9 protein-coding genes, 1 tRNA gene and 1 riboswitch are annotated in these 10,760 nt (G+C 43.0%); of the genes, 9 read left to right on the forward strand and 1 reads right to left on the reverse strand.

Annotation, left to right across the window (positions count from 1 at the left end; genetic code table 11):
* The first annotated feature begins 123 nt into the window (after window positions 1-123).
* From uvrC to G414_RS0105400, 4 genes are all read left to right on the forward strand, one after another.
* On the forward strand, window positions 124-1,914 hold the full coding sequence (gene uvrC / locus G414_RS0105385; RefSeq protein WP_022791827.1) for an excinuclease ABC subunit UvrC: 1,791 nt from the start codon (window positions 124-126) through the stop codon (window positions 1,912-1,914).
* A 96-nt stretch (window positions 1,915-2,010) separates the two neighbouring features.
* Window positions 2,011-3,321 (forward strand): GTPase ObgE, encoded by a 1,311-nt coding sequence (obgE, locus tag G414_RS0105390; protein ID WP_022791828.1) that lies wholly within the window; start codon window positions 2,011-2,013, stop codon window positions 3,319-3,321.
* 50 nt (window positions 3,322-3,371) lie between these two features.
* Window positions 3,372-4,046, forward strand: coding sequence for a YigZ family protein (locus G414_RS0105395; protein ID WP_022791829.1), 675 nt, complete (start codon window positions 3,372-3,374; stop codon window positions 4,044-4,046).
* Window positions 4,047-4,071: 25 nt separating this feature from the next.
* Window positions 4,072-4,719 (forward strand): DUF1361 domain-containing protein, encoded by a 648-nt coding sequence (locus tag G414_RS0105400; protein ID WP_022791830.1) that lies wholly within the window; start codon window positions 4,072-4,074, stop codon window positions 4,717-4,719.
* Window positions 4,720-4,763: 44 nt separating this feature from the next.
* Here G414_RS0105400 and G414_RS0105405 read toward each other — a convergent pair whose 3' ends face one another.
* On the reverse strand, window positions 4,764-5,978 hold the full coding sequence (locus G414_RS0105405) for an MFS transporter (RefSeq protein WP_022791831.1): 1,215 nt from the start codon (window positions 5,976-5,978) through the stop codon (window positions 4,764-4,766).
* Between the two features lie 141 nt (window positions 5,979-6,119).
* Window positions 6,120-6,218: riboswitch (purine riboswitch) on the forward strand.
* A 66-nt stretch (window positions 6,219-6,284) separates the two neighbouring features.
* Here G414_RS0105405 and guaB point away from each other — a divergent pair.
* The 5 genes from guaB (at window position 6,285) to G414_RS0105430 (ending at window position 10,412) form a co-directional block, all read left to right on the forward strand.
* The gene (guaB, locus tag G414_RS0105410) at window positions 6,285-7,436 is read left to right on the forward strand and encodes an IMP dehydrogenase (RefSeq protein WP_022791832.1); all 1,152 of its coding nucleotides are present in this window, start codon (window positions 6,285-6,287) and stop codon (window positions 7,434-7,436) included.
* 142 nt (window positions 7,437-7,578) lie between these two features.
* Complete coding sequence (gene ruvA, locus G414_RS0105415) at window positions 7,579-8,193, forward strand: Holliday junction branch migration protein RuvA (RefSeq protein ID WP_022791833.1); 615 nt, start codon at window positions 7,579-7,581, stop codon at window positions 8,191-8,193.
* Window positions 8,194-8,202: 9 nt separating this feature from the next.
* A complete protein-coding gene (gene ruvB, locus G414_RS0105420; RefSeq protein WP_022791834.1) occupies window positions 8,203-9,219 on the forward strand; it encodes a Holliday junction branch migration DNA helicase RuvB in 1,017 nt (338 codons plus the stop codon).
* Window positions 9,216-10,265 (forward strand): tRNA preQ1(34) S-adenosylmethionine ribosyltransferase-isomerase QueA, encoded by a 1,050-nt coding sequence (gene queA / locus G414_RS0105425; protein ID WP_022791835.1) that lies wholly within the window; start codon window positions 9,216-9,218, stop codon window positions 10,263-10,265. The genes ruvB and queA overlap by 4 nt, the downstream gene beginning before the upstream one ends.
* 75 nt (window positions 10,266-10,340) lie before the next feature.
* Window positions 10,341-10,412 (forward strand) — tRNA-Gly (locus G414_RS0105430).
* Window positions 10,413-10,760 lie beyond the last annotated feature (348 nt).

Raw genomic sequence — 10,760 nt, forward strand, 5'->3', positions numbered from 1 at the left:
ATCTACCAGTATAGCACAGATGGGAGATCTGAGCGGACAAAAAGATAGCAATGATTAGTTTAAACTGAATGTGTGCTATAATGGTTCTTATGAAAAATTGGAAAAAGGAAAGGAGGAGGTCAGGTGGCATCACAACATATTGAACAAAAGTTAGCCTTGTTACCAGATTTGCCAGGTTCTTACCAGATGAAGGATGCTGACGGTAAAATCATCTATGTCGGTAAGGCTAAGAGCTTAAAGAATCGCGTACGTTCATACTTTAAGAGTGAGCATTCGGGTAAGACCGCTCAATTAGTTAGTAATATTGCCGATTTTGATTATATTGTGACAAGTTCGGAAAAAGAATCACTCTTGCTTGAAGTGACCTTAATTCATAAGTACCAGCCTTATTATAATATTCGGTTAAAGCAGGGAACAGGTTACCCTTACATTAAAATCACTAATGAACGTGACCCCCAAATTGAATTAGCCAATGAAGTGGAAGAAGATGGGGCACACTATTTTGGTCCCTATCCAAACGTGTATGCAGCCCAAGAAACGCTGCATTTTTTGCAAAAGGTATATCCATTGCGTCGTTGCCATGGTTATCAAGGGCGACCTTGTTTGTATGCCAATATGGGCCAGTGCTTGGGTGCCTGTTATCGGGAAGTGCCAGTAAGTGACTACCAAACGCAAATTAGACATATTCAAGCCTTTCTTGATGGTGATACGAAGAAAGTGACGGCTCGTTTACGTAAACAAATGGAGGCAGCTGCAGCAGAACTGGCCTTTGAACGAGCGGCCGACTTAAGAGATCAATTGCACTTTATTCAAACCACGGTGGAAAAGCAAAAAATCATATCACAAGATGGCACCCCACGTGACGTGATTAATTTTTACATGGATCGTGGTTGGCTATCAGTTCAAGTGTTCTTTATTCGACAGGCACGTTTAATGAAACGGGAGAAACGTTTATTTGCGGTTGTATCAGATCCAGATGAAGAGTTAACCTCTTTTATTATCCAATTTTATCAGCGAAAGAACGCGGTCCTACCCAAAGAATTGTTAGTGCCAAAGGGAGTGGACCAGGAAGCAATTGCTCAAGTTTTAGGCATTCCTGTACGCACCCCCCAACGCGGTGAAAAAAAGCAACTCATGTTGTTAGCCGAAAAAAATGCACGGATTGCTTTAGAAGAAAAATTCCACTTGATGGAGATGAATGAGCAAAAGACTAGTGGGGCCATGCAAGAAATTGCGGATGCGTTGGGGATTCCTTCCATTCACCGCATTGAAGCTTTCGATCATTCACATACGCATGGTGAAGAGATGGTATCAGCCATGGTTGTATTTGAGGATGGGCTGCCCAATAAAAAGCTCTATCGTAAATATAAAACACGGACGGTCGATCATCCTGATGAACGTGCTGAAACGATGGAAGTTATTCGGCGCCGGTATAGCCGGCTATTAAAAGAACATGAACGGCTTCCTGACTTAATTTTAATGGACGGCGGTGAAATCCAGTTGAATGCTGCCAAAGAAGTGATTGAAGACGAGTTAGGATTGACGATACCAGTAGCAGCAATGGTTAAGAACAAGCACCACCGGACAGCGGATCTGTTACGTGAAGAAGGTGAACCGCATGTTCAATTAGACCACAAGTCGCAGGGCTTTTTCTTGCTACAGCGCATTCAAGACGAAGTACATCGTTTTGTAATTACCTTTCATCGGCAACTACGGTCTAAATCGTCCTTGGGCTCAAAACTAGATGCTATTGCTGGGGTTGGACCTAAGACTCGCCAAAAGTTGTTGACCCATTATGGATCGCTACCTAAAATTGCAGCCGCTTCAGTCACTGATTTGCAGTCATTGGGAATTTCGGAAAAGGTAGCCCAAAGTATTAAGATTTCTTTGCAGGCACGTTTAGCAGATAACTAAGCCCGTGATTGGCAAATAACCAGAGATAGGTTAAACTGGGTAGTGATGATTCAGCATGTATTCAAGATAAAGTAAGAGAAAGTGAGGTCATAAACCATGGCGTTTGTCGACCAAGTAAAAATTAATGTTAAAGCAGGAAAGGGTGGCGATGGCGCCGTCTCTTTTCGACATGAAAAGTATATCAATATGGGCGGCCCATTTGGTGGCGATGGCGGCCGCGGTGGCTCAGTAGTAATGGTTGTTGATGAAGGATTACGGACTTTAATGGACTTCCGTTACCAACGACATTTTAAAGCTAAGCCAGGTGAAAATGGTGCAACCAAGGGAATGACGGGACGGTCGGCTGACGATCTCGTTATTCGGGTCCCTGAAGGCACGATTGTGACGGATGCTAATACGGGCAAGGTGATTGGTGACTTGACTCAACCTGGTCAGCGCCTGGTAGTTGCTAAAGGTGGTCAAGGCGGTCGGGGTAATATTCACTTTGCCACATCTAAGAATCCAGCCCCTGAAATTGCAGAAAATGGTGAACCAGGGCAGGAAATTGACCTTAGTTTAGAGTTGCGGGTATTAGCAGATGTTGGTTTAGTTGGCTTTCCTTCTGTTGGGAAGTCAACCTTATTGGCGACCGTAACAGATGCCAAACCTAAGGTGGCGGCTTACCAGTTTACTACCTTAAAGCCTAATTTAGGGATGGTTCGGTTAAAGGATGGCCGTGACTTTGTCATGGCAGACTTACCTGGGTTGATTGAAGGTGCTTCAGAAGGGGTTGGATTAGGGATCCAATTTTTGCGCCATGTTGAGCGCACTCGGGTAATTCTACATATGATTGATATGTCTGGAATTGATCCCGACCAGGATCCTTATCAGGCTTATAAGAAGATTAATGCCGAGCTAGCGGCTTATGATCCCGCACTTTTGGAGCGGCCTCAAATCATTGTGCCCACTAAGATGGATATGCCAGCTGCTGAGGAAACGTTAGCTAAGTTTAAAGCAGCTTTAGCGGCAGATGAGACGACACCAAGCCAGCTTGAGATTATGCCGATTTCTGCTTTGACACGGGAAGGCGTGACAGCCTTATTACAGCGAACCGCTGATTTGTTGGATGAGACGCCTCAGTTTATTCCTAAAGGTTTGGAGGCTGAGTCCAAAACAGATGCCCTTTATGAATTTAAGGCCAGTGGTCCTGCCTTTGAGGTACACCATGAAGCTGATGGCTTATGGGTCCTAACGGGTGATGAAATTGAACGGTTAATGAGCCGTACCAATACGAATTATACGGAGTCCTTGATGCGGTTTGCTCGTCGTCTACGCCAAATGGGTGTTGATAAGGCCTTAGCAGATGCGGGGGCGGTCAATGGCGATACGGTTCAGATTTTGGACTACCAATTTGAATATGAAGCTTAGGCTAAGGTCAGATGTGATAGCATCTGGCTTTTTTAAAAGAGGAGGGATTGATGGAACAAGAGCCATATATTACCTTGGCCAATCATCAGGGTAGATATGAACAGACGATTAAAAAATCGCGTTTTATTCTGGACATTGCTCGGATCCAGGATGAAGGGGCTGCGACAGACTATATTGAAGCTATCCGTAAGCAAGAACGCCGTGCTACGCATCATGTATGGGCCTACCTAATTGGCGATGACAGCCGTACGCAGCGCTATTCAGATGATGGTGAACCTGCTGGCACGGCCGGAGTACCAATGTTAGAAGTATTAAAAAATAACCATCTACATGATGTAGTAGCTGTGGTAACCCGTTATTTTGGTGGAATAAAACTAGGTGCGGGGGGGTTGATTCGTGCTTATGCTGGTACGGTTGCCGATGGACTAACCACCCTGCCCTTGGTTGAACGACAACAACGGCGACTAGTTAAGTTAACAGTTGACTATAAGCATTATGACGTCTTAAAAAATTGGCTGCTTCATGCTAATATTAAGAGTATTCAGACACAGTTTGATGTGATGGTTACCATTGAGATTGCCATTCCAGATAGGCTGCTTGGTCAGGTTGAACAAGCCTTAAACGACAGTACAGCTGGTCAGGGTCGCTTAACTGTAGAGTCGTACATGGATGTAGAGCTTCCGGTAGTCGGAAATATTCATAGTCAAACGATGTCACTAAAATAAAAAGGGTAAGAAAGAAGAAGTATTTATGATTGACAAGTTGATGCGTAAACAGATGACTGCTATTTTAGCAGTACATATAATTTTATTAGCTTACATGGCCGTCGTACTATTTTCTGGTAGTCCCTATTTGTTTTTAAATTGGAATTTACTCTTGGCCATTATTCCGTTTGACTGTGCACTATTAACAGTTTGGCTGTACCGACAGGGATATTCGCGTATTTGGGTAGGCTTAGCGGCCTTAGTTTGGCTAGCTTTTTACCCGAACACCGTCTACATGTTAACGGATTTTATCCACTTGAATGATATTGGCAATGCCATTAACAGCCAGATGCAGGTTTTTAATTATAGTTTGTTGACGGGTGCCATTTTCTTTGGTGTTTTCCTAGGATTGGCCTCCAGTGAGTTGATTTTAGTTGAACTTTTCCCAACGATAAAACATCGTTGGCAAATTGTATTAGCGGCCTTATTATCTTTCTTATCGGCTTTTGGTATATTTTTAGGTCGTTACTTACGGCTAAATAGTTGGGACATTGTCTCACGGCCTAAAATTTTGCTAGGTCAGATGAAAGATGTTGTGCTTAATCAAACCGGTTTTGCAGTTTCGTTTGTTTTAATATTAGGATTAACACAACTATCCTTGATGGCAATTTATCATTATTTGAAAGAAAACTAAAAAAGGTGCGCTTCTTGCAAGAAGCGCACCTTTTTAGTATGTTTTTATGACGTACGCAAACTTTTGGTATTTGACCAAAAGAATAGGGCATTTAAGGCTACCAATAGGGCACTAGCAATAAAAATACCACTATAGCCAAATTGACTAGCCACCAAAGAACCAAGCATTGGGCCAACCACGGATCCAATTGACTGGAAAGACTGACCATAAGCAAAGACACGGCTGGTGATTTGACTTGGCGTTGTCTTTGCTAGTAGTGTTTGGACGGCTGGAAGCATTGTAGCATTAGATACACCCATGATAAGGCGTAAAATAGCTAGTTGCCAAACAGCAATAACGAAGGCACTGGGTACCAAAGACAAAAGGGCAATGCCAAAGCCAATCATAATCATACGATCCGTTCCAATTCGATCACCAATTATACCAAAACGTGGAGCAGCAATCAGGGTTGCAATTCCGGGCATGGCAGCCACTACCCCTGCCAGAAAGGTCGTACTTAGGCTACCATGATCAAGCATCCTGACAACCAAAGAAATAATAGGGCCAATGGACATATTAGCAGTTTGAATAATTAGCATTGTTAAACAAAGGCCAAAGGTAAGACGTGCATTTGGTAATAAGTTAATGACTGTTTTAAAGGAGGGGCTATCTTCCTTTTTAACGGGTGTAAATCGTTCATGGATAAATAGGGTTGTTAGAAGAAAGACGGCGCCAAAGATGATGCCGGTAATATAAAAGCAGGTTCGGTAGCTAACAAAACTTGCAATAGTTCCACCCAGGAAGGGACCTAAAAGTTGACCTGCAGTGGCACCCGTAACCAGAATTCCTAAGGCATAACCGGAACGTTCCTTAGGTACTTGAGTTGCAACCATGGCATTAGCGTTGGAGATGAAGCCCCCAAAGATACCTTGTAAGGCCCGTAAAAAAATTAATTGCCAAACGTTAGTTACAAGGCCCATGAGGATGAAGATAATTGCCATACCTAGTGAAGCTCGCATCAACATCAACTTACGCCCTTTTGAGTCAGCTAGTTTACCCCAAAAAGGGGAGAAGATAGCCATGGTAAAAAAGGTCGTTGAAAAGGTGAGGGAGCTATAGAACGTTAATTGATCCTGAGTGAAGTGCCCCAGTGTATCAACATAAAGTGGGAGAAAGGGCATGACTTCACTAAAGCCAATTCCCATCATGAAGACCCCAATCCATAAAATGAACAAATTCCGCTGCCAAGAAGGAACATGCTCCAAATTATTGAGTAGCATGGATAAACCTCCTATTTCTAAAAATGTTTAAATGATGTCAATAGTTTAACCTTTTTAATAGGACGATACAAGAAAATGAGGTTTTCTCTTGAAAATATAAAAAAAACAGGTATGATAGTGAAAAGACTTTTACCAATAACTTAATTGTATTTTTGCCTTGCAGATTTAATTGTTAGAAAATGGCTAACGAGTTTCTACCGCCAACCAAAAGTGGCGACAATCCGCAAATGTATTCTTTTCATGTGCATTTGTGGATTTGTTATCCAGAAATGCTTTTTTGTTATGACACATAAAATGGAGGAATGCATGACTTATTCAACTGAGAAAATTACCAAACTAGCCTTGACATTTGATGATGTATTATTGGTACCAGCTGCATCCGAAGTATTACCAAATGATGTCGATTTAGCAATCGACTTGACGCCATCCTTACACCTAAATATTCCCATCCTTTCGGCTGCTATGGACACAGTAACTGAAGCTCGGTTGGCAATCCGGCTGGCCCAATTAGGTGGTCTTGGTGTAATTCATAAAAATATGTTAATTGAACAACAAGCAGCTGAGGTCGCTAAGGTAAAGGATGCCCCCGTTGACTATGGGAACTTTCCTCAAGCGGTTACAGACCAACAGGGTCGTTTATTAGTCGCAGCGGCGGTTGGTGTAACGTCAGATACGTTAGCCCGCGTTGAGGCTTTAGTTACCGCAGGGGTGGACGCCATTACGCTTGATTCGGCGCACGGCCATTCCGCTGGCGTGCTAAGAAAAATTCGTGAGGTACGACAGGCCTTCCCCAAGTTAACAATTATTGCAGGTAATGTGGCAACAGCCGAAGGAACTAGAGCTTTGTACGAGGCTGGTGCAGATGTGGCAAAAATTGGTATTGGTCCGGGATCCATTTGTACAACGCGTGTTGTTGCGGGGATTGGTGTGCCCCAGTTAACTGCTGTATTGGACGCAGCACAAGTTGCTAAAGAAATGGGCAAAACGGTGATTGCTGATGGCGGATTGAAGCAGTCTGGCGATATTGTGAAAGCTTTGGCAGCTGGTGGTAATGCCGTCATGGTGGGCTCGATGCTAGCCGGAACGCAAGAAGCACCTGGTGAGATTTTGGAAGATGAAGCAACTGGACAACGTTTTAAAACTTATCGTGGCATGGGCTCCATTGCCGCTATGGAAAATGGATCGAAAGACCGTTATTTCCAAGGTGAAGTTAATGAAGCTAACAAAATGGTTCCAGAAGGGATTGAAGGTTACACACCTTATAAAGGCACCTTAGATGACGTTATCTTTCAGATTGTTGGTGGGTTACGAGCTGGTATGGGTTATACCGGCTCCAAGACGGTTGAGGATTTGTTAAAGAATGGGCGATTTGTTCAAATTACCAATGCAGGTTTATTGGAAAGTCACCCACATGATGTTCAAATTGCGAAGGCTGCCCCTAATTATACCCAAGGTTAACGTATTTGATAGAAATGTTGTGAATAAAAAACACCCTTTAAAAGGGTGCTTTTTTTGTGTACAGGCTGGGCTGATTTAAACCTTCGCTTTAACTTAATATCTGGTATAATGAAAGGTGCTGATGACGAAAGGACGGTACATCATGTACGAGTATATTAAAGGCCTAGTGACGAACATTATGCCGACCTATATTACTGTTGAGGCGGCTGGTATTGGCTATCATATCCTAGTAGCCAACCCCTATGATTTTGAGCAGTCGGACCAGCCCATTCAGGTTTACTTAGAACAAGTTATTCGCGAAAATGAGCATACCTTGTATGGTTTTACTGATTTAGACAGTAAACGCTTATTTGAAAAGCTCTTAGCGGTTTCAGGTATTGGACCTAAATCAGCTTTGGCAATTTTAGCTAGTAATGACCATACGGGTTTGGTACGGGCCATTTCTGAACAAGATATTGCATTTTTAACTAAGTTTCCAGGAATTGGTAAAAAAACGGCCCAGCAGATTATTCTTGACTTACAAAATAAGTTAACTGACTTGCCATTTTATGGTCAGACTGACTTGAATGATCTACCAGCAGCTATGGAAGCTCAAGCTAAAGGCATACCAAATCAGGCATTAGCAGATGCCTTATTAGCTCTGGAAGCATTAGGATATACTAAAAAGCAGCTACAAGGAATTGAAAAGAAGCTGGCTACGCAGGCACTGACAGATACTGCGGCATATGTCAGTGCTGGTTTAAAACTATTACAGTAGGAGGAAGGTATGACAGATGATCTCTTAAGGGATAGTGATTCAGATGCGGCTGAGTCGTCCATTGAACGGTCACTGCGGCCACATTCTTTAAAACAATATATTGGTCAGGTAGCTCTTAAGACCCGGTTATCTGTTTATATTGAAGCTGCCAAGCAACGCGAAGAGGCATTAGACCATGTTTTGCTATATGGACCTCCAGGCCTTGGAAAAACAACCTTGGCAATCGTCATTGCTAATGAAATGGCAGTTAATATCAGGACAACAAGTGGGCCGGCCATTGAGAAGTCGGGTGATTTATTAGCCTTGTTGAATGAGCTAGCACCAGGGGATGTTCTTTTTATCGATGAAATTCATCGTTTACCAAAGCCAGTTGAGGAAATGCTTTATTCAGCGATGGAAGATTTTTATGTAGATATTGTCGTGGGTGAAGGGCCAAGTGCACACCCGGTGCATTTCCCACTCCCACCTTTCACCTTAATTGGGGCTACAACCCGGGCCGGAATGCTATCACAGCCTTTACGTGACCGGTTTGGAATTGTGGAACATATGTCCTACTATACCGTTGATGAATTGGCCGAAATTGTTGAACGCTCGTCTAAAATATTCAACATGCAAATTGACCAATATGGCGCGCTTGAGTTAGCTAGACGTTCGCGGGGAACACCACGAATTGCTAACCGCCTATTACGACGGGTACGTGATTTTGCAATGGTTAAGCAAGAGGCTGTTATTGATGACCGAATGGTAGACTATGCGCTTAATCTATTGAAAGTTGATGAGATGGGCTTAGATCAAGTTGATCATAAAATTTTGATGATGATGATTAATCATTACCATGGTGGACCAGTCGGGGTCCAAACCATCGCAGCAAATATTGGTGAAGAGGTAGACACTGTTGAGTCTATGTATGAGCCTTATCTTTTGCAAATTGGGTTTATTCAGCGCACACCGCGGGGACGAATGGTGACGGCTAGTGCTTATCGCCATTTACAGATTCCATTTGAAGGAGAAGAAACTAAACGATGACAGAACCAGAGCATTATACTTTAGAAGATTTTGATTATAACTTACCTGAAGAATTGATTGCACAAACACCGCTAGCAAAGCGAGACACTTCACGCTTACTGGTCTTAAATGCGGAGACTGGGGAGATGCAAGACAAACATTTCTACGATATTTTGGATTATTTACAGCCAGGGGATGCGTTGGTGATGAATAATTCACGTGTTCTGCCTGCCCGGCTGTATGGTACAAAAGCAGATACTGGTGGTCACGTAGAAGTGCTGCTCTTACGTCAAGATCATGGTGATGTGTGGGAAACGCTAGTGAAACCTGGTAAGAAACTACACAAGGGTCAGGAAATTGTGTTTGGTGATGGTCAGTTGAAAGCAGTCATTGTTGATGAACTTGAGCATGGCGGTCGCATGATTGAGTTTAAATATGACGGTATTTTCTTAGAAATCTTAGAGCAGTTAGGTGAAATGCCACTGCCACCTTATATAAAGGAAAAACTTGCTGATCAAGAACGTTATCAAACTGTTTACTCCAAGGTTAATGGATCAGCAGCCGCACCAACGGCTGGCTTACATTGGACACCTGAACTATTAGAAAAAGTTGCGGCGAAAGGTGTTAAAATTGTTGAGTTAACGCTACATGTTGGCTTAGGAACCTTCCGCCCAGTAGAAGAAAGTGATATTGACAAGCATAAAATGCATTCGGAGTTCTATCAATTATCAGCTCAAGCAGCCAGGACATTAAATGATGTTCGTGAACAGGGAGGTCGTATTATTGCGACGGGAACGACATCTATTCGGACTCTTGAAACAATAGGTACGAAATTTAATGGTCACTTGCAAGCTGATTCTGGCTGGACTGATATTTTTATCAAGCCGGGTTATCAGTGGCAGGTAGTGGATGCCTTTATTACAAATTTCCACTTGCCTAAGTCAACCCTAGTGATGTTGGTGGCAGCCTTTACTGGACGTGAGCGAATTTTAAATGCCTATCAGCATGCCATTGCCGAACGGTACCGTTTTTTCTCCTTTGGCGATGCGATGTTTGTGCATAAATAAAAAAAGGTCTTGCTTTTTTCAAAGACAGCGAGTATAGTAATATTTGTTGTTGAGGCAACGAATAAAGTTGGCCTTGCGGATGTAGTACAATGGCTAGTGCTCCAGCCTTCCAAGCTGGGAATGCGGGTTCGATTCCCGTCGTCCGCTTTGCAGTGATGCAAGGTAGATCATTGAAAACTGAATATCGTTTCGATATAACAAATGTGTAGGGTCACCACGTATGTGGTGCAAACATTTGCGAAGTCAATTCGCTAGTAAATTCGTTTAACATCTGTTAAACAACAACATAATTTGAGTACTACTCAAATTCTCAAAATGAGAGTTTGATCCTGGCTCAGGATAAACGCTGGCGGCGTGCCTAATACATGCAAGTCGAACGCCTTGTCGTTCTACTGATTTAGAGAGCTTGCTCAATACTGACGTAGAACTATACAAGGAGTGGCGAACGGGTGAGTAACACGTGGGAAACCTACCTCTTAGTAGGGGATAACACCT

Source organism: Weissella halotolerans DSM 20190 (assembly GCF_000420365.1).
In the GTDB taxonomy this organism is placed as follows: Bacteria; Bacillota; Bacilli; order Lactobacillales; family Lactobacillaceae; genus Weissella; species Weissella halotolerans.

What these genes read in the sequence shown, in the direction of transcription:
- obgE (WP_022791828.1), top strand. Translation starts at nt 2,011, where the DNA reads ATGGCGTTTGTCGACCAAGTAAAAATTAATGTTAAAGCAGGAAAGGGT.
- G414_RS0105400 (WP_022791830.1), top strand. Translation starts at nt 4,072, where the DNA reads ATGATTGACAAGTTGATGCGTAAACAGATGACTGCTATTTTAGCAGTA.
- guaB (WP_022791832.1), top strand. Translation starts at nt 6,285, where the DNA reads ATGACTTATTCAACTGAGAAAATTACCAAACTAGCCTTGACATTTGAT.
- ruvB (WP_022791834.1), top strand. Translation starts at nt 8,203, where the DNA reads ATGACAGATGATCTCTTAAGGGATAGTGATTCAGATGCGGCTGAGTCG.
- G414_RS0105395 (WP_022791829.1), top strand. Translation starts at nt 3,372, where the DNA reads ATGGAACAAGAGCCATATATTACCTTGGCCAATCATCAGGGTAGATAT.
- G414_RS0105405 (WP_022791831.1), bottom strand. Translation starts at nt 5,978, where the DNA reads ATGCTACTCAATAATTTGGAGCATGTTCCTTCTTGGCAGCGGAATTTG.
- queA (WP_022791835.1), top strand. Translation starts at nt 9,216, where the DNA reads ATGACAGAACCAGAGCATTATACTTTAGAAGATTTTGATTATAACTTA.
- ruvA (WP_022791833.1), top strand. Translation starts at nt 7,579, where the DNA reads ATGTACGAGTATATTAAAGGCCTAGTGACGAACATTATGCCGACCTAT.